Raw genomic sequence first — 26,651 nt, 5'->3', positions numbered from 1 at the left:
ACCATAAATAACCGAGCTTCTGAGAACACTGCTAACTTACACAATAGCGACTAGCACTATGCCCAGCGGTTACAGCTTTTTATCACGGCTCGTTCCGAGCCTAGCTAGTCTTTTCTTTAAACATTCAATATATTCTTGGCAGCGTTAATATCCCGATCATGGTTAACACCACAACTAGGACATGTCCATTGCCGGATAGCTAGCCCATGCTTACCGTCATCGTAACCACAATTAGCACAGATTTGGCTAGTTTTTCGAGGGTTCACAGTGACCAGCTGTTTACCATACCAAGCACATTTATATTCAAGCTGGGTGCGTAGTTCACGCCAAGCTTGATTGGCAATTGCGCGAGCGAGCTGATGATTGCTAAGAAGATTTTTGGTTTTCAAATCTTCGATTTTAATCACATCGTACAGTGTTATTAGTTTCTTGGTGAGTTGATGCAAATAGTTACTACGTTGATTGGCGATTTTTTCGTTATATTTGGCAACCATGAGACGTGCCTTGCGATAATTACTGAAATCAGTTAATTCACGGGGTTCTAAGACGTGATTGTGTTTGTCCCACGCAATTTCTTTCAAGGCTTGTAATCTTCGGCGGGCTAACCGTTTTTCCCAATAGTGTTTCTTTTGCGATAAGGCCTTATCAAAACGAATAGTAGGATATTTAACACCATCACTGGTAATCATTAAATCCGCTACACCCAGATCGATTCCCACCGATTGCTTAGTTTTAGGCAGTTTTTGCACGTTATTATCGACTAACACAATGGCGTAATATTTGCCGGTAGCGGATAGCCGGATTGTGACATTTTTAATCTTACCGGTGAGTTGTCGGCCAGATTTAAATTCAATACAGCCTAATTTTGGAATTTTAAGCTGATGTTGGTTGATTTGACTAATATTATGATTGACTGAATTAGACTGATAGCTCTGTTTTGGGAATTTTCGTGATTTGAACTTCGGAAAACCACTGTGTTCCTTAAATAACTTCTGAAAAGCATGATGCAAATCACGGCTAACGTGTAAAAGACTGGTTGATTCCGCTTGCTTGAGGAACGGATATTCTTGTTTAAGACACTTAATCAGATAATTCATACCAAATTCATTGACGTAATCTCCACCGTTATTATGACGCTCAATCTGCATGCTTAATAACTGATTCCAAACGAAACGACAGCAACCAAAGTTGTTAATAATTTTTTCTTGTTGGTCAATTTGGGGATAAATTCTTGTTTTAATCGCCCGTAGCGTCATCTAAAGACACCTCTTTTATTCGTTGATCACCGATAACTTTGGCGGTGCACTAACTAATAAGTGGCTATGATTGTCCTGCCAAATTTCCATGTGTTCAATACTAAATCCGTATTTTGAAACAATTTCTGCTAATATTCTTTTCAAGACAACCACGACGTTTTCACTTAGCACGCAATTGCAGTATTTAGTACCTCCAATAATAGGGTAATTAAGATGTTTGACCATACGTAAACCTGCTAGTATCTTTTATAGATATAATTATTGTAGTTTAACCCTATGCACCACATACAAAACAAAAAACGATTCATCACGTCCTTAAAAGAACGTGTTTCCTCGTCTAATTTCAAAAAAAAGGCTGACTTAAATGGTCAGCTATTTCACTGTCGCTTGTTTTACAGTACAAGCGGCACATAATCCGTAAATTTCAATCCGATGACCTGTAATCGTACAGCCGGGCAACTGAGCCTCATAGGCGTCAAGTGGACAAGCTGCCAACTCCATCACTCGTCCGCAATTTGAACAAACAAAGTGATGGTGATGCTGGTGGTCAAAATCACATTGATACTTCACCAGTGTCTGATTAGCTTGGGCTTTCAATTCTAATAACCCTAAAGTTTCGAATTCTTTAATATTGCGATAGATTGTATTATGACTCATGCCCGTAAATAGGGTTCGCATATGCTCATCAACCGCTGAAATTGCCACATAATGCTCTTGATAAGTCACTAAATAATCTAACAAAGCTTGTCGCTGCTTGGTAATTTTTAATTGATTACGCCGGAGAATCGACACTGCTTGTTCAAGAGTTGCTTCCATGTCGTTCGTGGCCTCCATTCTGGTCAGTGATGCTTAAAGCTAAATAATAATCATTACTATTTAGTTTAGCATAAGTCCACCCAAAAGTGAATTAATTGGCCGATTCGGCTGCACTTTGATACGATGCCATGAGTGCATCTAGTGCCGCAGTCGTTGTGGCCCAATCATCATTTACAATGACTTGCGCTACCCCCACTAAACCAGCTGGCAACTGTTGGTCACGTAGATATTCTTTACTTGCAACGCGCCGTTCAATTCGTAATTGCGGATCGCCACGTCGCGTTAACCGGTCCACTAAGGCTTCTTGTTGACTGACTTTAAGATAAATGATAACTGCTTGTTCACCTAACTCGCGCGCATAAGTCACTGCACCCGCAGTATCTAACACAATACTGATATTAGGCGCTTTTTCCCATGCCGCTGCTAACCCCTCACGTGATGACCCATATTGTTGCCCACTATAAGTCACATGTTCCAAGTAGTGCTTAGTCGCAAAACTTGCGGCCGTTTCGAAATAATAATCCACGGCATCGACCTCGCCTTGCCGGGGGACTCGCGTCGTATGCGTAATCACTTGTGGCATATTATAATGGTCTTTTAAATACCGACTAACGGTCGTTTTACCACTGCCAGTTGGTCCGGTAATTACAAAAATTCGTTTCCTCGTCATGGTTTAAACCGCTCCTAATTTTTTATCGCTGTAAGGCTTTTCATTTGCATTACATCAACGAACAGCGTATAGTAATAAACTTGTAAGGTTCACAGATGATGAAAGCATCTCGTAGCATAACCAAACAATTTTCAGAAGGGAGTTTTGTCATATGAAATTTCAAACAACTAATAGCTGGTTCAACATTGTGTTGGATACTCAGCGTCAATTATTCGTTGCAACTGACAAACTTCATCCAGAATTGCGCGCTGAAGGCGTTACAATCGAAGATGCAGTTGCAAACTTAAAAACTCAAGCCTAAAAATTATTAATTAAACCTAATAGATCTTAGCTGTACAGTTTAAAAATTACTGATAACCGTTTATGCGACGGCATCAGTAATTTTTTTGTTCCAAAGATATTATGCCTGCAATTTTTTGGTGAGATACGTATTAGCCTGATCCAAAAGTTCCTTTAGATTAGGATACGTCAAGCGTTCACGGGCGGTTGCATAGTCAAACCAACCGAAAGCCTTAATCTCAATTTTTTGTCGGGTAACGTTTACCCCTGCCGGCACTTCACTCACAAATAAAGTCATTTGTTTTAAGTTGCCATTCGGTAATTGATACTCGGTGAACGCTTTAAAGTCGGTATCCACTGCTACAGTTAGCCGAGTTTCTTCATGAATCTCACGTACCGCAGTTGCTGCTAAAGTTTCATCAGCTTCCACATGACCCTTGGGAAATCCCCAAAAATCACTGGTTGCACTTTGTAATAATAAATAAACTGGTTGGCCGGCTTTGAGTTGATACACCACGGCGCCACTAGCAACTTCAGTCGTCATATCGCTCGTCCTCCTCATTCAAATGCTTCATTTAATTATACCATGCAGTTCGCTTAAGCTAGTGATCCAATCGCACGGATCAATGCACCCAAGGCCACACCTTGCCGTTCATCTGTTCGCTGAGCCGATAATGTCTCAGTAACCGCCAAATGTAACCATTGCATCGCTAACGTCAAGCTACGCGTCAACGACCAACCACGCCCTAACAAGCCAGTAATCACCGCCGCCAACGTATCACCGGTCCCATTGTAATGCCCTGGCAAGCGCGGTTGCCCAACAAATTGAACCTTTCCGGCTACTAACCAGGCACAACCAATCTGTTGATCCTGAATCACATCAGTAATCACCGCAGTAGCACCAGGCTTTAGCAAGGCCTGCAACGCAGTCAACATCGGCAATAATGCCGGTTGGGCTTGATAGGTCTGGCCTGTCAACAAGCTAGCCTCAGTAACATTCGGCAAGATCACATCCGCTGACTTAACTAAGTCACGCATCGCCTGCACATAAGCTTGGTCAAAACCCGAATACAACTCTCCCAAATCGCCTAAGACCGGGTCCACGACTAGTAAGGCTAAGGGTTGTTGCTGCAAATAACCCACTAACTGGTAGCATAATTCAACCGAACCAACGTAACCAATTAACGCTTGTTTAAATTCAAGCTGGGCTTGCGTCCAATGGGCAAAAGTCTGGGGCAGCCACTGACTTAAATCAGCTACGGCTGGCCGACCATAACCACTTGTATGGGTCGATAGTAAACTGGTGGGCAACGCCGCAACTTGGTAGTCCATTGCGGTCAAAACTGGAAGCGCCGCACTTAGTGAAATCCCACCAACTGCGGATAAATCTTCTGCCACTAATATTGACGACACGGTCGTCGCCTCCTTCACTCCGATTCGTTATGCTTCATCTTATCAGAATTCACCCCACCTGTAACCCGCTAAAGTTTAGTAAAGCGACCCGTCAAACTAAGTTAACTCACTGATTTTAATGTCCATCACTTGATTCTAATTGACTTTTAATAATTGTTCACGGTATCATGTGAACATAGTCAATTAAATCTACTGAAAAAGGTGGCAAAATCTATGGGGATTCGTCAGCGCTTGTTCCAAAAAGAAGCTTTGGAGCGCTATCTACAAAAAGACAGTCAATTCGAGCGGACCTTATCCGCAATTGATCTCATTGCTTTAGGCATTGGGGCCGTTATTGGGACTGGTATTTTCATTTTACCAGGTACCGTGGCCGCAACTAAAGCTGGCCCAGGTATCATTTTATCATTTGTGATTGCGGCAATCGTCTGTGCAGTCGCCGCAATGTGTTACGCCGAATTTGCATCAGTCCTACCCATTGCGGGTTCAGCTTATTCATATGGTAACATCGTTTACGGCGAAATGATTGGTTGGATTATCGGTTGGGCGCTTGTCTTAGAGTATGTCTTAGCGGTTGCGGCGGTGGCCGTTGGCTGGGCGGCTTACTTTAATTCATTCATTGCCGGCTTTGGCCTCAAATTGCCCAAAGCCATCACCGGGTCCTTCGATCCGGCCCATGGCACTTATGTGAACTTGGTTGCGATTATCATCGTCTGTGTGATTGCTTGGATTATTGATGCCGGGCTCAAGACTTCGGTGCGTTTGAATAATATTATTGTCGCCGTTAAATTAGCAATTATTATCATCTTTTTACTGGTTGGTTCCTTCTATGTGAAGCCCAGTAATTGGACGCCATTTGCGCCATTTGGGACGCAAGGGATTTTCCATGGGGCAGCGGTGGTCTTCTTCGCTTACTTAGGTTTTGATGCCGTTTCGTCATCCGCAGCCGAAGTAAAAAATGCCAAGCGCAACATGCCAATCGGGATTATCGGGACGCTTGTAATTTGTACCGCCTTCTATATTATGGTTTCAGCCGTATTAACCGGGATGGTTTCGTATAAATTACTCAACGTGGATGATGCGGTCACTTTCGCCCTACAACTTGTCCATCAAAACTTTGTCGCCGGGATTGTCTCGATTGGGGCATTAGCGGGCATGTTTACCATGATGGTCACGATGATTTATAGTAGTTCGCGATTGCTTTACTCCATTGGTCGTGACGGGCTCTTACCAAGCTTTTTGGGCAAAATCGACAAGCATCATGCGCCCAAACATGCGATGATTACGGTCACCGTCGTCATTTCAATTCTTGCGGGGTTCATTCCGCTTGGTCAATTAGCGAACTTGGTTAATATTGGGACTTTGATCGCCTTTACCTTTGTCTCCTTTGGTATTTTGTTACTACGACGTAATCCAAAGCTTAATCAAATCAAAGGTTTCCGGGTACCTTTTTATCCCGTCTTACCAATTGTTTCCGGATGTTTGTGTCTCTTCATGATGACCCAATTATCCTTGGAAACTTGGGTTGCTTCATTAGTATGGTTTGTCTTTGGTCTCATTATTTACTTCAGCTATGGGGTCCACCATAGTAAAATGAATCAGAAGCTGGATGCTTAATTTCGCAAAAAAATCGGATTGGCAGCAAGTGTGCACCAATCCGATTTATTGCAAAACTAATGACAGCGATTTCATTTTACGTTATGATAAAGCTAATTTTAAAGGAGGCTGTTGCCATGCTACCATCAAAAATGACTCGTGCGGCTCTAGCAACGCACCGTGAACGCGTTTTCACTTTAGTTAACAAAGCACCTTGGCTCATTCCAGTCACATTGACAATTGAGCTATTACCTTTTGCAATTAGTGCCCACGGCTTCTGGAAAACACGCCAACTTAGTAAACAGTTAAAAATTGAACGTGAGAAGACCAAGCAGTTAGCGCTACAACAAGTCGAAACAGCGACAACCCTTGCCAAAAAAGGCCGTCGCCATTAACTCACCATCGCGTTTGGACGCCAATCCAGACGCTTTTTAATTACCGTCATTTAACCTGAATAATTTAGTCTTACAAATGAATCTTCACGGTCGCGCTAGTGCCTAATAACTTGGCAACTGGACATCGACTTTCAGCTAGGGCCAGCCAGTGGACCGCGGTCGTCGCATCAACTGACGGAATCGTCACTTGGGCATCCACCCAAAACTGATACCCGAAACGATCGCGTGATAACTGGACCGTTGTGACCACTTTACTTTGATGCGGATAGTGATGTTCAGCTTCAATCGCTTCCAAAGTTGCATTCAGACACGTACTCAACGCCAACCCAACCAGTTGTTCTGGATTCGACCCTTCGTTGGCACTTAAAGGGCTACTAACCGGCACCGCTAGCCCTGACGGTACATAAGCCTGTCCCGTGATGCCATCTTCATTAACCGCCTGAGTCGTATATAAAATCGGAAATTCTGCCATAATTAATCATCTCCAGCTATAAGTTAACTTAAATGTAGCACAAGCTTTACCCACTGTCAGTTTTATCAGTGACTTAACCGACACCGCAACATTCATGGCCCGTCAACGCTTTACTAGCAACTGGCGTGTTATAATGTTAATTAAAAATAAAAAATAACTAATAGAGGAATCGACCTATGAAAAACAACCAATTTGCGATTGCACCGACGGATTCGGAAGCGGCCATCGCAGAACTTAAAAAAATTCATTTTATTACCCCGGAAATGACCACTTTAAAAACCGTCCCTGCCGTTTATCAGGCGCTCTTAGCAAAAAGTTTTCCCGAAGTTCATTCAACTGCGGGACTCAAACATAAATTTGCTAATTTAATGGCAACCAGCCAACACTCACTAACTGAATGGCTCGCCACCGCCACCGTCGTTAACAACCAAGTCTTTTATAACGTCGGGCTTCAATTATTGGGTTTTTTACCCGGACATGACTTTGATCTCGCCGACCCCCTGCTAGCAATGCGCGATATTCATTTACCCATGGTCTGGGATAGTGCCTTCGACCGTGAGTCACTTTACTATGCCTGGTATTTACTTTTAAATACCCGTGGTAATCAAGGTCAAACTTTAATTGAAATCTTAACGACTAAGGGCTTTTTTGTGCCGGCTTATCAATTACCAAATGACCAAAAACCCCTGTTCTTTAATGGAAAAGCCCAAGCCGTCTTTGATACTAATCAGCTCATCCGTGAAGTGGTCTATGTGGAAGCCCCGTTAGACACGGATCACGATCAACAACGTGACCTCTTAAAAGTTGAAATCTTGCGTCCCGCTGAAACAACAACTGGACTTAAAGTTCCCGTCCTATATACCGCTAGTCCTTACAACCAAGGCATTAATAACCAGGCTGGCGATGCCCAGATGCACAACGTGGACGTTCCGTTAACCGCTAAAGAACCCGACGAAACCACCTATGCCGATATTGAGGCTCATCCCATTGACAGGCCCTTACCAGCACCACGAGTAACCGATAAAACAGCTACTCAGGCTGAAGAAACCTTTGGTCGTGAACAGTCCTATACCTTGAATGATTACTTTTTAGCCCGGGGCTTTGCCGTTGTTTACGCCGCTGGAATCGGCTCGGTAGATTCCGATGGTCTAACTTTGACCGGTTCAGTTGACGAAACGACCGCTACCGTGGCCATCATTGAGTGGTTAACCGGTCAACGGGCCGCCTTCACCACTCGCGATGGCGATGTAGCCATCAAAGCTTGGTGGACCAATGGTGCTGTTGCGATGACCGGCCGTTCGTATCTTGGGACCTTAGCCACCGCTGCTGCAACCACTGGTGTCGCTGGGCTTAAAACAATCATTTCAGAAGCAGCAATTTCAAGTTGGTACGATTATTATCGGGACAACGGCCTAGTCGTCGCTCCCGATACTTTCCAAGGTGAGGACACCGATGTCTTGGCTGCGGAAGTCTTTTCACGGAGTTTAAAAGCTGGCGATGCCCATCGCATCCAACCCAAATTCAACCAAACACTCGCTGAATTAACCGCTGGTCAAGATCGAGCTACAGGAAATTACAATCAATTCTGGGATGAACGTAACTATCGCAAACATATTAACCAGATTAAGGCTGACATTATCATGGTGCAAGGCTTAAATGACTGGAACGTCAAGCCGCGTAACGTCGCTAAGCTTTGGGATCAGTTACAAGCGGTCCCAGTCACTAAAAAGCTGATTTTGCATCAAGGCCAACACATCTACATTAATAATTTACAATCACTTGATTTTACCGACATGATGAATTTATGGCTAAGTCATAAGTTATATGGCCTCGATAATCACGCTGAAACGTTACTTCCGAACGTGTTAGTTCAAGATAATACTGCAACTGAAACGTGGCAGGCTTATGATAATTGGTGGCAAGATACAGACCAAGCCTTAGACTTCAAGGTTCAATATAAGGAGTTAGTGCCTGCCGATCATCCGGTTGATCAACGCGCCGCTCATTTTACCGATAAACTTCCCGATAAATTATTCGATTATTATCGCCAACACCTAACTGCCTGGCAAAATGATCTAATTAGCGAAGACAAAACTAATCCATTATACGATCACCGACTTATGTTCAAATCTTGGCAAGCCCCTGGTGACCAATTATTGGTGGGACAACCACATATTAGTGGTTCCGTGGCCGTTAACCAAAACTTCGGGATGTTAAGCTTTATGTTGCTCGACTTTGGCTTGGCACAACGCCTAACTGTTAGTCCGCAACTAATCGCTTCGAAAGCCTTGGACCTTGGTTATCATTGGCGTGAAGATGATTTAAAAGACTTCAAACTGGCTGCTAAGACCCCTTACAAGATGATTACTAAGGGCCACCTGAACCTACAAAATCGCCAGCACCCTTGGCATGCTGAAGCCATTCAGCCTAATGAATTTTACGATTTCAGTTTAGACTTACAACCGATTTTCCATCACTTGCTCGCCAAACATCAACTCGGCCTAGTGATTTATGCCACTGACATGAAAATGACGGTGCGAGGCAATCAAGACTTACAATACTCGTTGAATTTGAATGATATTCAATTGCGTATTCCTTTAAAAACAATTGCTAAAGATTAATAAAAAGCATCTCAATTAAATTAACGTAAAGTGCCCCCCTGAGTTGGAGTAAATCCAAACTCAGGGGGGCACTTTATCATCAACTGATTGCCAACCCGGTACTGTGGGTCAAACTGGCACTACTGCTAATCGACCAACTCAAAATATCTATGCCGGTTACCAGTACTATGACACCGATTTAAAGAAAACGATTTGGTACGATGGTACTTCCTGGCTTGATGCTTTAGGTACGATTGCCTAACTAGTTATGATTTGAATTTCACCTGCTAAATATCGTCCCAATTAGCGCTAGTTTTAACTTGCTAATTCAGACGATATTTTATTTAAATTAAATTATCATTTGTTCTCCATTAAATCGGTCACAATTTCATCATTAAAGTATTTCACAACTAAAAGCATTGTGTTATGTTTAAACTAATGGCCATAATGAGCTAAGTGACAGTGGTCCAAGCACCTTAGTTCATCATTAAGAATGGAGTGAGATCAAATGTTAAAAATAGGAATTCTTATTCCAGCACTCAATCCGGATAACAAATTAATCCAATTGGTTCAGACACTACTCAGCAATACCGAGCTAGCACCAATCACGACTGCAATTACGATTGTTGATGATGGCAGTGATTCGGCCCACCAAGCGATTTTTTCACAATTATTAGCTTTAACTTCGACCAAGCTCACCATCTTACATCACACTGAGAATCGTGGTAAGGGGGCGGCATTAAAAACTGGCTTTACACAGCTCCAACAAGTCTATCCTGACTTGGATGGCATCGCAACGATGGACTCTGATGGTCAACATACTACCGCAGCATTAGTTAGTTGTCTTAATAAATTCAAAAATAATCCAGACAGCTTAGTCATTGGCGTCCGGCATTTTACCAACGACATTCCATTTCGTAGTCAGTTCGGCAATCTCTTGACGAGTGGGTTAGTTCGGCTACTCACCCATCAAAATATTTCGGATACTCAGACAGGCTTACGACTTATTCCAATTAAATACACGCAAGCGCTCGTCAACTTTCCTGGCGATCGTTTTGAGTTTGAGTTCGACATGTTATTACAAGCTAAAAAATATGGTGTTATCGTCATCGAGGCACCGATTCCCACGATTTATTTAGACGGCAATGCCTCATCGCATTTTAGAGTGGTCCGTGATTCATTGGCAATTTATTCTCGGTTTCTAAAATTTTCAATCAGTGGCCTAGCTTCTTTTGTTGTCGACATTAGCTTGTTTGCATTAATCATGTGGTTGTTAGCGAATCGATCACTGCATGCTATCATGATTGCAACCGTAACAGCCCGGCTACTATCCGCCGTAGTCAACTACCTCATTAATCATCATCTGGTTTTTGACAATGCTGGCGAACAGACCGTCCTTAAATATGCTGCTTTACTAACCGTTCAAGCCATCGCATCAGGCTACTTAACCACCGGTTTAACACACTTGCTAACCCTACTCTCAACCGGCAATCTAATGCCAGTTCTAGCTAAGATAATCGGTGATTTTGGCCTATTTTTAATTAGTTATCATATTCAAAAGACTTACATTTTTAAATCGACTAACGAGGCGACCCATCATGTCAAATAAGCGCCGTTTGCTCTACTTTCTAGCAATTGCGCTATCAATTATCTATTTGCTCTGGCGTATCTTTTTTACAATACCTTGGCACGCCCAAATATTCACATTGATTTTCGCCCTACTACTCGTCGTAAGCGAGATTTTATCAAATACGACTGGTTTTATTTTAATTTTCTTTCGCATGCGCGCTACTAAAAACCAGTGGCATTTAACGGTTCCAGACTATGATCCTGCGCAACCGCTCCCAGATGTCGATATTATTATCGTCACGCATAACGAAGAAGTCGATTTATTGCGAAAAACGATCAATGCAGCCACTTTTATCGATTATCCCGATAAAAGTAAAGTCCATGTGGTGGTTTCCGATGACGGTAATCGTCCTGAAGTTAAAGCCTTAGCGGCCCATTATCACATTGGCTATTCCGGCATGGAAAACAATCATCAAGCAAAATCTGGCAACATCAACCATACTTTGGAAAAGCTAACGTCGCCTTTGTTTGTGGTTTTTGATACCGATATGATTCCATTTTCTGGCTTTCTGAATGCCATCGTGCCGTTATTCACGGAGAATTTCAAGCAACTTGAGGCTGATCCAGACCATACTGAACCTTTAGGCTTTGTGCAAACCCCACAAAGTTTTTATAATGCGGATATTTTCCAGTTTAATTTATTCTCAGAAAAAGTCATTCCTAATGAACAAGACTTCTTTTCACGTGACATCAACGTGTTAAATGGCGGTAACAAACGGGCCCTCTTTACAGGGTCAAATGCTGTCTTTTTGCGTAAAGCCGTTGATGAAGTTGGCGATTTTCCGACCGATACCATCACGGAAGATTTCGAATTAGGGACAATGTTGAATATGGCTGGCTATATCAGTTTAGCCACTAAGGTGCCGCAATCTAGCGGTATTACACCAATCGACATTAAAGGGGTTATTAAACAGCGTACCCGGTGGGCTCGAGGCGTCATGCAAAGTTGTCGTAACTTGCATATCTTTACTAATCCCAAATTATCCGGCATGAACCGTATTATCCTCATCAATACTTATTTTTATTGGTGGGCCTTCTTTCGCCGCATGATTTATATGATTGCGCCAATCCTTTACGCCCTATTTAAAATTCAAGTCGTCAATGCTAATTTTTGGATTTTAATGATTATTTGGGCGCCGGGTTACTTTTTATTGCACTATGTCATGGGTGATACTTCAGGTATGGGCGATACTGCCAAAATTCGTAACGAACGTTGGGGCGAGGTCCAAGAAACCTTTTTTGCCCCCTACCTTTTTATCCCGGTCATTCTTGAAACACTTGGCATCAAGGCCAAAAAGTTTAAGGTGACTTCAAAAAATGTCACCTATTCCATTAAAGATAAACTTTACATTTTGCCTTACTTATTCTTATGGACACTAACGTTGATTGCCATTATTAAGTTTAATTATGGTAAATACGGCTCTGAAATTCTAGTTGGGAGTGTCATCACTTTCTGGTTACTCATGCATTTTATTAATTTAAGCATGTGCCTCTTCATCTCAATGGGGCGGCCGGTCTATCGTAAAAATGAACGTTTCATCCGCCAAGTAACTGGCCAAGTTCAAGCAGTTAAAGGCGCTTGGCATGCCATCACAACTGAGGATGTCTCCGAGGGGGGCGTTGCTTTTACTATTGATGACGGCGCCGCTGATGACATTGCCGAGGGCGACACCATTAACTTAAAAATCAAACATCAAAATTTTGACGTTCAACTGAGTGGTAAAGTTGCTCGAATTAGTCACCATGGGGATACCACCATCTATAGTACGCAGGTCCAGGTTGCGGCTGATGTCAACCGTGATCACTTCCTACAACTCATTTACGATGGGGCCAATACAACCTTACCTAGCGTTCAAGACACTTGGGTAACCCCGTTTGATGAGCTTTACATGAACTTAATCGTTCGAGCTAAGACATTCGAACGTGATCTCAGTCGCCGTTTCAATCGTTTCTAGGAGGAACCGCTTTGTTTAAAGCTTTAATCGGTGTACTTTTATACTTTTTAGGATTACTTGGTTACAACGGCACGCTGCGCCGAATGGGCGTGTCACCATACTTAGCTTGGATTACCGCCATGCTCACCCAAATTCTAATACTCTATATATTTGCGATGACCGGTAATTTGAATTTAGGCATTCAATTTGTCACATATTTCGGTATCAGCTTATTGGTCCTTTGGTTCGGCTTGAGTTTTTGGCACCGTGGTCGACTTAAATTCGAAGGGATTCATCTTTTTGACTTTTGGATGGTTGGCTTAGGTCTTGCCACTGGTCAGGTGCTCTTAAACAGTCCGCTGGTTCATTACGATAATTTTTCACATTGGGCTGTCATGGTCAAGTTTATGACCTTTACCGGCCATCTCCCTGGCGCAGCTGATAAACTCATTTCATTTACCTCTTATCCACCGGCCACGGCACTCTTCATTACTCAGTTCGTTCACTGGGTTGGGTTTAGTGATGGTACGATGTTATTAGGCCAATTTATTTTGATTTGGGCCGCCGCCTATGCCATTTTTGCTGGGCTACGCGACCGTTCCCGTGCCTTAACGGGCTTTATCTTATGTTTCACTTTAGCAATTTCCTTCGTCTTTAACGTGGCAATTCGCTTAAATAACTTGTTAGTCGATTATGTCCTGCCTATCATCACCATTGCTGCCATAGTGGGGATTTTTGCTTACCGCAAGCGGCCACAGCTGCTCTGTGCCCACACGGCACTCTTTGTAGCTGTTTTATTACTGGTTAAAAACTCTGCAACCTTCTTTGTCGTCATGATTGGTGTGTATTTCTTATATATCTTGATTACTAACAGCCAAGGACACTGGTATCGACGCCTAATCGAAACGCCCATCCGTTTGATTGGCACCCTGCTGATTGCTACCCTGCCATTTATGTGGTGGGAGTGGCACATTAAACACACATTTACCGTTTCCAAACATCAAATCAGTACGCAAGCCTATGCCAAACAATTAAATGGTGAGAGTCACCAAGCATTAGTCAAAATCGCTCATAAATTTTTAGAACAGATTCTAAGCTTGAATTCATTGTCCACTAAGGGCATTTTATTAATAAATGTGGTCCTAATCATTGCTTGGCTTGTTATTCGGCTACGCGCTCATCGGCCTAATAATTTGCTCGGGATGGCGGTCCTATTGGATGTGGTCTTTATTGCCTATTATGGCAGCCTTTTTGGGATGTATATCTTGTCGATGCCGTACGCCGAAGCTATCTTACTAGACGGTTTCGAGCGCTACATGGCTAGTATCGTTATTTTAAACTTATTCATCGCCGCGATTGCATTAGTTCGAGTGATTGATCAGTCGTTATTTGAACAGAACTTTCAAAAGCGCAATACCCAAGCTTTCCGTAGCGCTGCCACTAAGAATATGTATCAAGTATCCACTTTAGTCATTGGCTTTTTTGCCATTACGATGATGTATTCCGAAATCACCGGGACTAAATTCACGAATAGAATGAACCATAATACGTTACCGCTCCAAATACAACGGATTTCAAAGCCTTGGTATCATTTGAATCATAAAAAAGTCCTCATTGTTGATCCTGAAGCAGTCGATGTTAATGATTATTATGCAGGCTACGTTGGCCGTTATTATTACTTTACCGATCAAGCCATCGGCCAAGAGAATTTTATGATGACACCTCAAGCCTTTAAAAAAACCATTGAAGCTTATGATTACGTCGCGATTCCTGAAACCCATCGGACGTTTACAGTCTTAACACAAAAAGTCTTTCATCAACACGTCGTCACCGGCTTATTTAAAATCACCCCACATGGGCTAAAACGACTACCCTAACTAACGAAAGCAGGCATTAAGTTGGCATTAATCGGATTTATCTTTTTTAGTTTAGCGTTAATTGGTTATAGCAGTGCCATGCGTTGGTGCCACGTCAATCCCTATCTTACTTGGATTACCGGCATCTTGGTTCAAATCATGCTTCTCTTTGGCTTTGCCATGCTGGGCTGGCTACGACTTGGCATCTGGCTAGTCACTGGTCTCGGCGTCATCTTATTAATCCTCCGCCTTAGTTTGGGCTATTTCGGTAAGCTCGCCTTTAAGTATGAAGGCTGGCACCTATTTGATGGTTGGATGATTATCTTGGGTCTCGCCATGGCGAGTGTGCTAATTCACAGTCCGTTAATTCATTACGATAATTTTTCACATTGGGCCACCATGGTTAAGTTTCTAACCTATACTGGTCGTTTACCTGGCACCCATGACGCCATTATTTCATTTACGTCCTATCCGCCCGCCACAGCACTCTTTATCACACAATTTGTCACCTTCGTTGGTTTTAGTGCCGGCACCATGCTAGTGGCTCAGTTTGGGCTAATTTGGGCAGCGAGTTATACTATTTTTGCCACATTGCGTGATCGCACTCGGGGCTTAAATTCAATGTTACTGTGTCTCGCTATTGCCATCTCATACGTTTTTAATATCAACATTCGCCTAAATAATCTACTTGTCGATTACGTCTTAGCGATTCTCACCATGGCGGCTTTAGTGGGGATTTTTGTTTATCGCCACCGTCCGCGGATACAGGCTGCCCATGTTGCCTTGTTTAGTGGCAGTCTTCTACTCGTTAAAAACTCCGCTGCGTTCTTTGTCGCGCTGATTGTCGGGTACTATTTATACACCTTGCTCACCCAAACAGCCACTGGACCGTGGTTCAAACGAACACTAAAACTTAGCGCTACCTTTTTAGGAACCCTCTTAGTTGCCGCCTTACCTTTTATCTGGTGGGAAATCCATGTGCATCTCACTTTTACTAATTCCAAACACGAAATTAGTGCACAGGCCTATCAAAGTCAATTATCCCAAGATGGTTGGCAAGGATTTTTAAAGATTAGCCAACAATTCCTCCATCAAATCTTTACTTTTGGGTCCTTATCCACTCAGGGCTTACTCGGTTTGAATCTACTCTTAATTGGGGCTTGGGCCATTATCAAGTACGGCTGTCATCATCCTAATAACCTGTTCAAACACTTAGGTTGGTTAGATTTAATTAGTTTATTGTATTACTTTAGCTTACTTGGCATGTACGTCTTCTCGATGCCCTATGCTGAAGCAATCACCCTGGACGGCTTCGAGCGCTACATGTCAACCGTCGTTGTCTTGAATCTGCTCATTGGGGCCATTTGGTTGGTGCGCGTAATGGACGAAACCCTCTATGAACAAAACTTTGCGCATCGCAGTCCGGAAGCCTTTCGCTCCATCATCACCAAAACCACTTATCAGTTAACAACTTTTTTAATGCTGTTTTTTGCGGTTATCATGATGTATTCCGAAATCAACGGTACTAATTTTACGAACCACTACAATCGCCGTACGCTGCCGGTCAAATTAACTAAAATTGCACAACCATGGACCCATTTGAATACAACTAAACTGTTAATTGTTGATCCACAAAAAGTTGAAGTCACAACCTATTACGCTGGTTACTTAGCAAATTACTACTTTTTCACGAGCAATGCGACTGGGCAAGCCGTTTTTAGCAAATCACACGTTGCTTTCAAACAAAATCTCAGTAAATACGATTACGTTGCCATTCCTAAATATGATAAAAGTTTTACCCGCGGTATCAAAAAAAGTTATCATCAAACTATTCGCACCGGTTTTTATCGCATCCATGCGCACCGATTGCAAAAGATTAGCGCACAACAAACCTTACACTAGGCCAGCAAAAAAGCAGTTTTAAGTGCCGCTTAACACGGTGACTTAAAACTGCTTTTGTGTCTCATTTAATTTTTATTCACTTCAGCAATCCGATTTGCAATCAAAGCAGTTAAATGCCGATTACCAGTTGGGTTAGGGTGCACGTTATCACTCCCGAACCAACTGGATTGGTTCAATGCCGCTTGATACCAATCAATCACATGCACATTAGCATGTTGCTGAGCGGTTTTGGCAATCTGATTATTGACTTGGTTTTGCCAACTTTGAGTTGGCACATGCGCAGTCACCCAAAAGATCTGATGATCAGCACCAATCGTATTAACGACCTGTTCCGCTTGCGCTGACGTGATTGCCCCATTCGTTCCAATGTTAACTAACACATTACGAGCCAGCTGTCCTTGCGCCTTTAAAGCTGCAACAATACCAGGAACATCCGCAACTTGACGACCAACCTTACCTTGAACGATGGTCCCCGGAATAACTTGTTGTAAGTCCGGCGAAACGTCTAACAAGACTGAATCTCCAACTGCAGTTAAATCCGTCGCATTCATCGCTAGCACAACCTGTGGTTTCAAATCATAATCTGAAGCGACTTTTTTCTGTGACTCAGATAATTTTTCATAAGCCTGCTTAGTCTTCAACTTATCAGCCGCTAATTGTTTAGATTGCGAAGACGCCTTGGCTGCAGCGGCTTTTTGGCGTTTCAAGGCCGCTGCATTTTTCGCTTTAACCGACTTAGAGTTAGCCGTAATGGTCTTTTGTAGCGCCGTTTTTTGGACACTTGATGCTTTACCGGGTTGTTGCACAAAGCCAACTGCCGTAATCACAAAGAAGATTGCCGCTAAGCTGGCAATTGTACCCGTGACGCGATTAAAGGCTGGTTTCTTAAACAAGTTGGTAAAAATCTGACTATAATTATAATGCCGCATTGGATTCTCAATGAAACGATAACTTAATTCCGTAACTAACAAGATCAAGGCGACTTCTACTAAACTATGCCACAAGGGGTGGTTGCCAATACTTTTAACTTTAGACTCATAAAAAATCATGACTGGAAATTGATACAAATAGATCCCATAACTCCGTTGACCAATATAAGTAAATACAGGGTTAGTTAATACGCGGTTCATGTGACTCGCCGGATGAGCCACGGTCGCAACCAATACACCGGATAGGACCGTAAAAAGTAACATGCCTCCACGGTAAGTAAAGGCTGATTGTCCGGACAAGTTGAAGAACATCACAATCAAAGCCAATAGCGAGCCACCGCCGAGAACATCCAACGTGATGCGATTGCTAAGTGCAACATTCTGAGGTAATTCTCGTGACGGCCAAACGAACGCCAACCCAGAGCCAATCAAAATCGCAAACATCCGCGTATCAGTCCCGTAATAGACCCGGTTCGTATTAGCTGGATCATATAAGAGCGCCATCGCTAATGCTGAAATTAAAGCGGCTCCCATCATGAGCCAGAAAATATGGGCACGCTTTTTAAAAATTAGCATCAGTCCAATGACAATTAACGGCCATAGTAAGTAATATTGCCCTTCAATGGAGAGCGACCATAGATGAGTAAACGGTGATTCCCCATTGAACCGATCAAAATAACTTTGCCCATGCCCAATTTCAAACCAATTATAAACATATAACAAGTTCGTCATGACAGTGGCTCGAATATTAGTTAACAACGATCGTTGAAACAACGTAATGTACGTGGTTGTGGCCAATAACATGGTCACTAACGCCGGATATAACCGTCGTAATCGGCGACCATAAAATTGCCACAACCCAATACTGCCTTTACTAGTCCACTCTTGTAATAAGATATCCGTAATCAAGTAACCCGAAACAACAAAGAAAATCGGGACCCCCAAATAACCGCCTTGTAGTGAAGCTGGCATTAAATGGTAAATAATTACACCTAAAACTGCAATTGTTCGAATGCCATCAAAACCAGTGATGTACCGACGTGGATGCATTCGATGCTGATTCATCTTCCCCATCGTACGGCTCATGTTTACGCCCTGAAAATTTTCGTTCATTTCCCATTACCCCTTGAATTGTTGCTAAGTAGTCAATACTCGCTTTCATTATACCAGTACCCCTACTATAATATGTCGCCTCCACTTTGACCAGCAATAACTAGAATTTTTTAGTTATTTTTATTAACCACTTTATTTATTAAGCCTCACAAGTACCCTAGATAGCTAAATTTTATAAATTTCTTAAGCCAAAACGGGCCGGAACTCGCCGAAAAATTGCTTTTGCACCTATAACTACTAGGACTAGTTTGATCAATGCTGGGATTAAGAACGGGACAACCCCACCACTCATTGCGGCTGACCACGTTAAGTCGGCAGTCAGAACTAACCAGTAAGCCCCTGCAATTAGTTGGACCAGTGCACCAACCACATTTCCAATAATTAAAGCTGAGGTTGGTTTAAGCCCCTTACAAAAGGCCCCCATAATCCAAACATAAAGAAAGAATCCCCATAGATAACCTCCCGTGGGACCAAATAGCGCTGCCAATCCCGCCGTGCTACCTGCGAATACGGGTAACCCAATCAATCCCAGTAATAAATAAATGGCAATTGTCCACGTTCCGGTTACAGTTGGCACCAAACTCGCAATTAGACCAACTGCCAAAGTTTGGCCTGTCAACGGAATTAAGCCTAGTGGTACCGTTATTTTTGAACATAACGCTAGTCCAACAGCTAGTTCAGCAGCAATAATCATTTGACTCAAAGTATGCTTTTTAACCATGATAATCTCCCGTTAATAACGTGACTTTCGTAATTTCACCAGAACTTAGTCGCTGAATAAGACCTGATGGCAACTGCACCACCAAGGCCCCCGTTGCATCAATATCTTTTACTAGACCAGTGATTCTTTTTTGGCCGCTAGTTAGCTCAACTTGTTGTCCAATGACCATTGATAATTGCCGATAATCAGCCATAAAATCACCGGTCTGATAAGTTTGATAACGCGTAAAAAATTGATTAAGCAGGGTACTGATAATCTGATTACGTGTCACTGTGGTTTGCTTCGTTACCGCCCCAGCCTTAGCTTGTAAGTCATCTGGAAAGGCTTGCGTCGTTAAATTAATCCCAATACCCACGATTACCGTCGAAATCTGGCCCGTTTCCAAATCAGTAACCGCTTCTGATAAAATCCCCACCGCCTTATGCTGATCAACTAACACATCATTGACCCATTTTAGGGCAACCTTGACTGGTAATAATTCTGTTAACGTTTGGGCGACAGCCACAGCCGTACTTGTGGTTAGCAGCCCTGGATTCAATGGGGTCTGTGGCGTAATTGGTAAGCCAATACTCAAATAAATTCCGGTCGACTTGGGCGAATAAAACTCGCGCCCTAACCGGCCATATCCGGCCGTTTGGGTATCTGCGACCACCACAATTGGTTGGGTAAACGTTTGCTTAGTGGTTAATCGTTTCAGATACGCATTTGTCGAATCAACCGTTGATAAAACTTGGATTTCCGGTGGCACCGTTAGTTGTAATCCCGCGGTAATGACAGGCGCACTCAATTGATTATTCGGCACATACCGGTAGCCGCGCCCATGGCGACTCTCAAGTGAATAGCCAGCTGCCTGCAACCCTTGAATGGCTTTCCAAATTGCCGTTCGACTTACCCCAAACTGTTGGGCCAATTGATCCCCTGAATAATACTCGGGCGCCCGTTGTAATAACGCTTGTAAAAGTGCTGTTGATTTAACCATCTGCTAACCTCACCTTTTAAATTAGTTAACCTATTATTTCACATTGGTTAACTAATCGCAATAGCATTTCATGACGCCCTAGTTGCTTTGACCACAGTCCGTTAACAGTGGTAATATAATGACTAACTATTAAGAAATTAGGTGATCCATTTGAAACAAGGTACAACAATTTTGACCCTCGATAATGGCTACCATTTATGGACCAATACGCAAGGTCATGGCGATATTAAATTACTTTGTCTGCACGGCGGACCTGGCGGTAATCATGAATATTGGGAAAACTTTGGCGAAAAGTTAGCTGATTTAGGCGTTCAAGTTACCATGTATGACCAATTAGGGTCATGGTATTCTGATCAACCCGATTATTCAGACCCAGAAATTGCCAAGAAATACCTCACTTACGACTACTTTTTAGAAGAAGTTGAAGAAGTCCGCCAAAAACTCGGCTTGGATAACTTCTACTTGATTGGTCAATCATGGGGTGGCGCCCTAACAATGATGTATGCTTTGAAGTATGGTCAACACTTAAAAGGTGCGATCATTTCAAGCATGGTCGACAATATTGAAGAATATGTCGTCAACGTCAACAAGTGTCGTGAAGAATGCTTGCCAGCCGATGCAGTCGCTTATATGAAGCAAAAAGAGGCTGAAGGTAACTGGAATGATCCCCAATATCAGAAATACGTCGACGTTTTAAATGCGAATTACGTTGATCGGAAACAACCCAAAGCCATCTCACATCTAATTGATACTACTGGGACCCCGGTCTACAACGCTTTCCAAGGTGATAATGAATTCGTCATCACCGGTAAGCTCAAGGAATGGGATATTCGTGATCAAATCCACAACATCAAGGTACCAACACTATTGACGTTCGGTGAACACGAAACTATGCCATTAGCTTCAGCTCGACGGATGGCCCGTGACATTCCTAATTCACGCTTAGTAACAACGCCGAATGGTGGTCATCATCACATGATTGATAATGCCCCCGTTTACTTTGATCATTTGGAACAATTCATTAAAGATGTTGAAGCTGATCAATTCAACAAATAACCGGCTTCACCTAAAAAACGCCTGCGAGGTTTAATCTCGTAGGCGTTTTTGCTATCATTGCTTTTTAAACATTCAAAATCCAGAGGAATAAGATAAAGACGAAGAACAACACGTACATTAGCGGATGAACTTCTTTCGCATGCTTCGTTGCGACCATCGTAATCACATAACTGATGAACCCTAACGCAATCCCATCCGAAATACTATAAGTCAATGGCATGCCGATAACTGTTAAGAAAGCTGGCACGGCAATTTCAAAGCGATCCCACTGAATCTGCTTCAAAGATTGCGCCATTAATACCCCGACAATAATTAGTGCCGGCGCCGTCACTTGAGTTGTGACCACGTTCAACAATGGTGAGAAGAATAGGCCCAATAGGAACAAGATACCAGTAACCACTGCGCTCATTCCAGAACGACCACCCACGGCAATCCCGGCTGATGATTCAACATAAGCCGAAGTTGGTGAAGTCCCTAAAACAGAACCAACTAACATTGACGTTGAGTCGGCCATTAAGGCTTTCCCGACCCGTGGCATCTTATTATCCTTCATAAAGCCGGCTTGTTCGGCCAGGCCTACCAACGTTCCAGCGGTATCAAAGAACGTGACCAGCAAGAATGTCAAAACAACGATTACTAATTGTAAGCTGTTAATGTCCCCAATATGAGCTAACGCAACCCCAAAGGTCGGCTTTAAGGATGGTGCTGCTGAAACCAAATGAGTTGGCATTTTAATCAAGCCCGTCACCAAGCCTAAAATCGAGGTTAAGACCATCCCAATAAAGATGCCCCCTGGGACCTTGCGACTCATTAAGATCAACGTCACAATTAGCCCAAAAATCGTTAACCAAGTCGTCCCAACACTCAGTGAGCCTAGGCCAACTACGGTTGATTTGTTTGCGACAATCAAACCACCGCCATGCAATCCGATAAAAGCAATGAAGAAACCAATCCCAGCAGAGATAGCTAACTTCATATCCCGTGGAATCGCATCAATAATCATTTCACGCAACTTGAAGATCGTAATAATAATGAAGATAATTGACGCCACGAACACGCCAGCTAAAGCCGTTTCCCACTTAACACCCATCCCGATAACCACGGAATACGTGAAGAAAGCATTAACCCCTAACCCTGGCGCAATCGCAATCGGATACTTTGCAACCAACCCCATGAGTAAACAACCTAAAGCGGATGCTAGCGCCGTTGCGGTAAAGACCGCCCCTTGATCCATTCCAGAAGCACCTAAGACACTAGGGTTAACAAACAAGATATAAGCCATCGAGACAAAGGTCGTCAATCCAGCAATCGTTTCCGTTCGCATCGATGTCTTCAGTTCTGAAAAATTAAAATATGCGGCAATTTTATTCATAATTTCCTCCAGATAATTAAAATAACAGCTTTTGCACATCTGTAAACGTTCGTGTTTTTCTCTCTTACAACAATTTTAATAGTATCATTGTCCATTATCAAATGCAATATCCGAACACTAATTAATTAAAGGCAATATTACTTTCTATTTTAAATTTATCGGCGATTGGTTTAAGATGTAAGTGATTACATGTCATTAACTAAGGTTTTTATCGTTGGGGGAGGATGATAAGTTTGGCCAGTTCAAAGTTCAGTGCTATTTTTTTCTTAATTCTTTATACCATTTTATTAGGGCTCGTTTTGACCATGCATAACATGGCTGCGATGTATTTAATGGGCATTGGGATGTTCTTAGAGGCTTGCGAAGGCATTTATTGCAACTTTTTCCGGCATTAAGGTAGTAAAAGTTCGGTTTTATGTGCCACGTCAGTCAAAAAATCGTCGTTTCGCAATCATAACTGGTTACGAGACGACGATTTTTAAATTTAGGACTCGGTTAAATGCGCATCTTGTTCTAACTGTTCGACTTGTTGATTCAAAGTAATGACTTGCCCAAGGACGGCCGCAATCTGCGTATCGCCCAGTTTTTTAACCCACATATCGAAATGCTGGGTAATGGCCCGGTCAATTAAGGACTCAATCCGTTGCCCCTGCTCGGTCAAATGTAAATATAACCGGCGCCGATCTTGTTGATCAGGCTCCTGAAAGACGTAGTGCAGGGCTAGCAACGACTTAATCTGCCGCGAAATCGCACTCCGCGTCACCTGACGTTGCCGCGCAATGTCATTTAAGGTGACTTGATTAACCGTTGCAATGCGTCTTAAAATCAAAAATTGTTCAAAAGAAAGCTGATTTTGACTCAATGGCCACGCAACCAAATCAGTCATTGTTGCCAGTGTTTTTTGATAGGCATCAAAGTAGGTATTTAACAACTTATCAAGTTCCGCATTATTCATTGTTCCCACGACCCTTTCTCATCTAACCAATAACTCGTTTGTAAAATATAACACACCTTTAACTATTCTGCATTAATTCCTATATTGAACCCACTTTTTTTACAACGTAAAGCATCCTATCTAACAATTTAAGCCGACAAAGTGTATGATGGAATTAGGTAAACCGCTTACGAAAAGGAGCTGAAAGTATGTCGCTGACATCGTTGCATCAAGTCGAATTACGCTTAATGCAGACCGTCGTTAACATCTGCGATGCGGAACACATCGATTACTTTTTAATTGGTGGTTCCTTGCTGGGCGCCATCCGTCATCAGGGATTCATTCCTTGGGATGATGATATTGATATCGGCATGCGTCGGGAGGACTATCAACGATTTTTAACCGTTGCCAATCGGCACTTAAACCCTAATGTTTTTTTCTTACAGACTGGCGCCAGTGATCCTGATTATGGTCTCAGCTATATGAAACTATTAGATGTTAATACGTATATTGAAGAAAAAAATAACGTCAACAATGCTTTTAAAGGCGTTTTTGTCGATATCTTTCCGTTTGATAAGATTCCAGCGGATGATGACTTACGTCGATCCCAACTCATGCATTATAAATTAGCCGATGCGGCCATTCTGTTACGTTTAAATTATAACTTTGTAAAAACGCCGTTACGGCAGCGATTAATTAAGCGAACACCGCAACAATTAGCCGACGTTAACCGTCATAAACAGGAACGTGAAGGCTATATGCGGCTATATGAACAGTCTGATTCGCGGACTTACAAAAATCTGGCATCGCAATACGATTACGACAAAGAGATTCTCTCCTATGCCGAATTAACGCAGTTAGAACTCGCCCCTTTCGAATCAATGCAAGTTAAGATTCCACAGGCTTACGATGCTATCTTGACCCGAATGTATGGTGATTACATGCAATTACCACCGGAAAATCAACGAGTTGAAAAACATCTGAACAAACTAATCATTAATAATCATGACAGCTTGCAATAGTTACTAGTGTGGTTCAGGAACAACTCGGGTTGCTTCTGAACCATGCTTTTTTTAAATTTTTTTGATGAACTTTACAGCTTTTTTACGTATGTTAACTATTAAAGCTAACCGAGGCTAATCAGTTGCGGCACGTCACAATTAATTAGCATACTTAAATAATTTAATGGAGGGATATTAAAAATGGCAGCAAAACTATTTGGTATTATGATGATTAATGTGCAGAGTATTGAGCTCTCAATTGTAAATTTACGTACCCTCCGCCAGGTTGAACGGGTCCGGTCTGACGTTTCATTAGGTGAGGATATTTACGACCAACATACGATTGACTATGATTCAGTCGAGCAAGCGGCTCAGGCGCTAACCGGCTTCATCCAAATCATGCATGATTATGGGGTAAGTGAGTTTCATTTATGGGGCTCTTGGTCCCTATCATCCGCTAACAACGCCGATTATATTCAAGATCAATTGTTAGTCCGCACGGGCCTAAAGATTGACTGGTTATCCAGTAGCCAAGAAACGTATTTACGCTCGGCAGCAGTTGCCGTCCATTTTCCTAAGTTCAAAGAAATGATTCAAGCACCCACTTACTTACTAGGCATTAACTCTGGGAGTGTTGGTATTTCGCACTACGATCAAGGTTCTTTTGCCTTCTCACGCAGTCTCCGGCTAGGCCCCGTCCGTATCGCCGAAGTCCTGGAAGATTTACAATCCAGCGTCCCAAATTACGTCGAAGTTTTGGACGACTACATCTCTAGCCAAATTGCCGACTTTGGCCGATTTTTACCAGCTACCCGCCAACAACCTAGTAATGTCGTGATGTTAGGCGTCCCACCATTTTCAAATTTGTTTCGTCAAGAACAAAACAAAGCCGGCGTCAAAGAATTGAGTAAATCTGATTTTCAGACCCTTTATCAAGATGCCATCAATGCATCTGATCAATACTTAATGGACAAATACGACGTCGACGAAGCAGACGTGCGGCTAATCATTCCCGAATTATTGTTAATTAATGAATTATTACAACTAACGGCAGCTAAAACCATTTGGTTTGGTAATGTAACAGCATTAGATGGTCTCATCATTCAAGAAGCCGTAAAATTAGGTTATAAAAAATATAATTTTAATGATCAAATTGTCACGGCAGCTAAAAATCTGGCTAGCCGTTATAACGTTGAACCAAAGCATCGTGATCTCGTAACAAAATTCTCCTTGCACTTATTCGATCAGCTCAAACCGCTACACCACCTTGGTAAACGCGAGCGACTATTATTACAGGTGGCGGCGATTGTTCACGACGTCGGTAGCTATATTGATCCACATCAGCATTATATGCATTCAGACTATATTTTACGGGCGACGGAATTAACCGGGCTAACTAATACGGAAAAGCAAACTATCGCTACCATCGCACGCTATCACAGTGCCCAAACGCCTTCTAAGGATATTAAGCATTTCGAGCACATGAGTTTGGAGCAACGCTTAGTCGTTTCCAAGCTATCCGCCATTTTAAGGATTGCCGATGCTTTAGATGATGGTCGGCAGCAAAAGATCAATAAAATATCCGTTTCCATTAAAAATCCACGGGTAGTCATTACGTGCTATGCACATGACGATTTATTTTTAGAAAATTGGGTGTTCTCACAAAAGTCGGAATTCTTTAAGGAGGTCTTCGGCTTAACACCTGTCATCAAACGTCGGGGGGTTCGTTAA

The 26,651-nt window shown here is 42.6% G+C and carries 24 protein-coding genes; 12 read left to right on the top strand and 12 right to left on the bottom strand.

Features of this window, described 5'->3' with window-relative positions; all coding sequences use genetic code 11:
• Positions 1-116 precede the first annotated feature (116 nt).
• The 4 genes from C5Z25_RS09825 to C5Z25_RS09810 form a co-directional block, all read right to left on the bottom strand.
• Positions 117-1,256, bottom strand: coding sequence for an RNA-guided endonuclease TnpB family protein (locus C5Z25_RS09825; RefSeq protein ID WP_105452451.1), 1,140 nt, complete (start codon positions 1,254-1,256; stop codon positions 117-119).
• A gap of 15 nt (positions 1,257-1,271) precedes the next feature.
• On the bottom strand, positions 1,272-1,481 hold the full coding sequence (locus tag C5Z25_RS09820; RefSeq protein WP_105452450.1) for a transposase: 210 nt from the start codon (positions 1,479-1,481) through the stop codon (positions 1,272-1,274).
• A gap of 147 nt (positions 1,482-1,628) precedes the next feature.
• Positions 1,629-2,072, bottom strand: a complete 444-nt coding sequence (locus tag C5Z25_RS09815; RefSeq protein WP_105452449.1) for a Fur family transcriptional regulator — start codon at positions 2,070-2,072, stop codon at positions 1,629-1,631.
• A gap of 91 nt (positions 2,073-2,163) precedes the next feature.
• Complete coding sequence (locus C5Z25_RS09810) at positions 2,164-2,742, bottom strand: guanylate kinase (RefSeq protein WP_105452448.1); 579 nt, start codon at positions 2,740-2,742, stop codon at positions 2,164-2,166.
• Positions 2,743-2,893: 151 nt separating this feature from the next.
• Here C5Z25_RS09810 and C5Z25_RS09805 point away from each other — a divergent pair, with 151 nt between their 5' ends.
• The gene (locus C5Z25_RS09805; protein ID WP_105450009.1) at positions 2,894-3,043 is read left to right on the top strand and encodes a hypothetical protein; all 150 of its coding nucleotides are present in this window, start codon (positions 2,894-2,896) and stop codon (positions 3,041-3,043) included.
• Between the two features lie 99 nt (positions 3,044-3,142).
• On the opposite strand, the gene C5Z25_RS09800 is transcribed toward C5Z25_RS09805, so the two are convergent.
• Entirely contained in the window at positions 3,143-3,565 is a 423-nt protein-coding gene (locus C5Z25_RS09800; RefSeq protein WP_105452447.1) for a bis(5'-nucleosyl)-tetraphosphatase, read from the bottom strand.
• 53 nt (positions 3,566-3,618) lie between these two features.
• A complete protein-coding gene (locus tag C5Z25_RS09795) occupies positions 3,619-4,434 on the bottom strand; it encodes a PfkB family carbohydrate kinase (protein ID WP_105452446.1) in 816 nt (271 codons plus the stop codon).
• Between the two features lie 213 nt (positions 4,435-4,647).
• On the opposite strand from C5Z25_RS09795, the gene C5Z25_RS09790 reads away from it, so the two are divergent.
• Both C5Z25_RS09790 and C5Z25_RS09785 read left to right on the top strand, forming a co-directional pair.
• On the top strand, positions 4,648-6,048 hold the full coding sequence (locus C5Z25_RS09790; RefSeq protein WP_105452445.1) for an amino acid permease: 1,401 nt from the start codon (positions 4,648-4,650) through the stop codon (positions 6,046-6,048).
• Positions 6,049-6,164: 116 nt separating this feature from the next.
• Entirely contained in the window at positions 6,165-6,422 is a 258-nt protein-coding gene (locus C5Z25_RS09785) for a transposase (protein ID WP_105452444.1), read from the top strand.
• A 70-nt stretch (positions 6,423-6,492) separates the two neighbouring features.
• On the opposite strand, the gene C5Z25_RS09780 is transcribed toward C5Z25_RS09785, so the two are convergent.
• Positions 6,493-6,894, bottom strand: a complete 402-nt coding sequence (locus C5Z25_RS09780) for an OsmC family protein (protein ID WP_105452443.1) — start codon at positions 6,892-6,894, stop codon at positions 6,493-6,495.
• A 176-nt stretch (positions 6,895-7,070) separates the two neighbouring features.
• Between C5Z25_RS09780 and C5Z25_RS09775 the strand changes: the two genes are divergently transcribed.
• From C5Z25_RS09775 to C5Z25_RS09755, 5 genes are all read left to right on the top strand, one after another.
• Positions 7,071-9,515 carry a Xaa-Pro dipeptidyl-peptidase gene (locus C5Z25_RS09775; protein ID WP_105452442.1) on the top strand — a complete coding sequence of 815 codons (2,445 nt, stop codon included), beginning with the start codon at positions 7,071-7,073 and terminating at the stop codon, positions 9,513-9,515.
• 487 nt (positions 9,516-10,002) lie between these two features.
• On the top strand, positions 10,003-11,103 hold the full coding sequence (locus tag C5Z25_RS09770; protein WP_105452441.1) for a bifunctional glycosyltransferase family 2/GtrA family protein: 1,101 nt from the start codon (positions 10,003-10,005) through the stop codon (positions 11,101-11,103).
• Positions 11,093-13,078, top strand: coding sequence for a glycosyltransferase family 2 protein (locus C5Z25_RS09765; RefSeq protein WP_105452440.1), 1,986 nt, complete (start codon positions 11,093-11,095; stop codon positions 13,076-13,078). Before C5Z25_RS09770 ends, C5Z25_RS09765 begins: the two co-directional genes overlap by 11 nt.
• Positions 13,079-13,089: 11 nt before the next feature.
• Entirely contained in the window at positions 13,090-14,934 is a 1,845-nt protein-coding gene (locus C5Z25_RS09760; RefSeq protein ID WP_105452439.1) for an ABC transporter permease, read from the top strand.
• 21 nt (positions 14,935-14,955) lie between these two features.
• Positions 14,956-16,815, top strand: a complete 1,860-nt coding sequence (locus C5Z25_RS09755) for an ABC transporter permease (RefSeq protein WP_105452438.1) — start codon at positions 14,956-14,958, stop codon at positions 16,813-16,815.
• A gap of 65 nt (positions 16,816-16,880) precedes the next feature.
• Here C5Z25_RS09755 and C5Z25_RS09750 read toward each other — a convergent pair whose 3' ends face one another.
• The 3 genes from C5Z25_RS09750 to C5Z25_RS09740 form a co-directional block, all read right to left on the bottom strand.
• On the bottom strand, positions 16,881-18,857 hold the full coding sequence (locus tag C5Z25_RS09750; protein WP_105452437.1) for an acyltransferase family protein: 1,977 nt from the start codon (positions 18,855-18,857) through the stop codon (positions 16,881-16,883).
• Positions 18,858-19,029: 172 nt separating this feature from the next.
• Complete coding sequence (locus tag C5Z25_RS09745; RefSeq protein ID WP_105452436.1) at positions 19,030-19,578, bottom strand: biotin transporter BioY; 549 nt, start codon at positions 19,576-19,578, stop codon at positions 19,030-19,032.
• Positions 19,571-20,557: a biotin--[acetyl-CoA-carboxylase] ligase gene (locus C5Z25_RS09740; RefSeq protein WP_105452435.1), complete on the bottom strand. Its 987-nt coding sequence runs from the start codon at positions 20,555-20,557 to the stop codon at positions 19,571-19,573. Before C5Z25_RS09740 ends, C5Z25_RS09745 begins: the two co-directional genes overlap by 8 nt.
• Before the next feature lie 150 nt (positions 20,558-20,707).
• Here C5Z25_RS09740 and C5Z25_RS09735 point away from each other — a divergent pair, with 150 nt between their 5' ends.
• Positions 20,708-21,613 (top strand): proline-specific peptidase family protein, encoded by a 906-nt coding sequence (locus C5Z25_RS09735; protein ID WP_105452434.1) that lies wholly within the window; start codon positions 20,708-20,710, stop codon positions 21,611-21,613.
• Between the two features lie 64 nt (positions 21,614-21,677).
• Here C5Z25_RS09735 and C5Z25_RS09730 read toward each other — a convergent pair whose 3' ends face one another.
• The gene (locus C5Z25_RS09730; RefSeq protein WP_105452433.1) at positions 21,678-22,985 is read right to left on the bottom strand and encodes an NCS2 family permease; all 1,308 of its coding nucleotides are present in this window, start codon (positions 22,983-22,985) and stop codon (positions 21,678-21,680) included.
• Positions 22,986-23,218: 233 nt separating this feature from the next.
• Here C5Z25_RS09730 and C5Z25_RS09725 point away from each other — a divergent pair, with 233 nt between their 5' ends.
• Complete coding sequence (locus C5Z25_RS09725; protein ID WP_105449992.1) at positions 23,219-23,380, top strand: hypothetical protein; 162 nt, start codon at positions 23,219-23,221, stop codon at positions 23,378-23,380.
• An 89-nt stretch (positions 23,381-23,469) separates the two neighbouring features.
• Here the strand turns inward: C5Z25_RS09725 and C5Z25_RS09720 are convergent, their stop codons facing one another.
• Positions 23,470-23,940: a MarR family winged helix-turn-helix transcriptional regulator gene (locus tag C5Z25_RS09720; RefSeq protein ID WP_105452432.1), complete on the bottom strand. Its 471-nt coding sequence runs from the start codon at positions 23,938-23,940 to the stop codon at positions 23,470-23,472.
• A gap of 188 nt (positions 23,941-24,128) precedes the next feature.
• Between C5Z25_RS09720 and C5Z25_RS09715 the strand changes: the two genes are divergently transcribed.
• Both C5Z25_RS09715 and C5Z25_RS09710 read left to right on the top strand, forming a co-directional pair.
• Positions 24,129-24,941 (top strand): LicD family protein, encoded by an 813-nt coding sequence (locus tag C5Z25_RS09715; protein ID WP_105452431.1) that lies wholly within the window; start codon positions 24,129-24,131, stop codon positions 24,939-24,941.
• A 180-nt stretch (positions 24,942-25,121) separates the two neighbouring features.
• Positions 25,122-26,651, top strand: coding sequence for a Ppx/GppA phosphatase family protein (locus C5Z25_RS09710; RefSeq protein WP_105452430.1), 1,530 nt, complete (start codon positions 25,122-25,124; stop codon positions 26,649-26,651).

It is taken from the genome of Lactobacillus sp. CBA3605 (genome assembly GCF_002970915.1).
Classification (GTDB): domain Bacteria; phylum Bacillota; class Bacilli; order Lactobacillales; family Lactobacillaceae; genus Lactiplantibacillus.
The sequence above is the reverse complement of the archived record's forward strand: the minus strand, read 5'-3'. Positions and strand labels throughout refer to the sequence as shown.

What these genes read in the sequence shown, in the direction of transcription:
- C5Z25_RS09715 (WP_105452431.1), top strand. Translation starts at nt 24,129, where the DNA reads ATGTCGCTGACATCGTTGCATCAAGTCGAATTACGCTTAATGCAGACC.
- C5Z25_RS09750 (WP_105452437.1), bottom strand. Translation starts at nt 18,857, where the DNA reads ATGAACGAAAATTTTCAGGGCGTAAACATGAGCCGTACGATGGGGAAG.
- C5Z25_RS09815 (WP_105452449.1), bottom strand. Translation starts at nt 2,072, where the DNA reads ATGGAAGCAACTCTTGAACAAGCAGTGTCGATTCTCCGGCGTAATCAA.
- C5Z25_RS09820 (WP_105452450.1), bottom strand. Translation starts at nt 1,481, where the DNA reads ATGGTCAAACATCTTAATTACCCTATTATTGGAGGTACTAAATACTGC.
- C5Z25_RS09770 (WP_105452441.1), top strand. Translation starts at nt 10,003, where the DNA reads ATGTTAAAAATAGGAATTCTTATTCCAGCACTCAATCCGGATAACAAA.
- C5Z25_RS09720 (WP_105452432.1), bottom strand. Translation starts at nt 23,940, where the DNA reads ATGAATAATGCGGAACTTGATAAGTTGTTAAATACCTACTTTGATGCC.
- C5Z25_RS09775 (WP_105452442.1), top strand. Translation starts at nt 7,071, where the DNA reads ATGAAAAACAACCAATTTGCGATTGCACCGACGGATTCGGAAGCGGCC.
- C5Z25_RS09790 (WP_105452445.1), top strand. Translation starts at nt 4,648, where the DNA reads ATGGGGATTCGTCAGCGCTTGTTCCAAAAAGAAGCTTTGGAGCGCTAT.
- C5Z25_RS09805 (WP_105450009.1), top strand. Translation starts at nt 2,894, where the DNA reads ATGAAATTTCAAACAACTAATAGCTGGTTCAACATTGTGTTGGATACT.
- C5Z25_RS09710 (WP_105452430.1), top strand. Translation starts at nt 25,122, where the DNA reads ATGGCAGCAAAACTATTTGGTATTATGATGATTAATGTGCAGAGTATT.
- C5Z25_RS09730 (WP_105452433.1), bottom strand. Translation starts at nt 22,985, where the DNA reads ATGAATAAAATTGCCGCATATTTTAATTTTTCAGAACTGAAGACATCG.
- C5Z25_RS09740 (WP_105452435.1), bottom strand. Translation starts at nt 20,557, where the DNA reads ATGGTTAAATCAACAGCACTTTTACAAGCGTTATTACAACGGGCGCCC.
- C5Z25_RS09810 (WP_105452448.1), bottom strand. Translation starts at nt 2,742, where the DNA reads ATGACGAGGAAACGAATTTTTGTAATTACCGGACCAACTGGCAGTGGT.
- C5Z25_RS09800 (WP_105452447.1), bottom strand. Translation starts at nt 3,565, where the DNA reads ATGACGACTGAAGTTGCTAGTGGCGCCGTGGTGTATCAACTCAAAGCC.
- C5Z25_RS09825 (WP_105452451.1), bottom strand. Translation starts at nt 1,256, where the DNA reads ATGACGCTACGGGCGATTAAAACAAGAATTTATCCCCAAATTGACCAA.
- C5Z25_RS09780 (WP_105452443.1), bottom strand. Translation starts at nt 6,894, where the DNA reads ATGGCAGAATTTCCGATTTTATATACGACTCAGGCGGTTAATGAAGAT.
- C5Z25_RS09765 (WP_105452440.1), top strand. Translation starts at nt 11,093, where the DNA reads ATGTCAAATAAGCGCCGTTTGCTCTACTTTCTAGCAATTGCGCTATCA.
- C5Z25_RS09745 (WP_105452436.1), bottom strand. Translation starts at nt 19,578, where the DNA reads ATGGTTAAAAAGCATACTTTGAGTCAAATGATTATTGCTGCTGAACTA.
- C5Z25_RS09785 (WP_105452444.1), top strand. Translation starts at nt 6,165, where the DNA reads ATGCTACCATCAAAAATGACTCGTGCGGCTCTAGCAACGCACCGTGAA.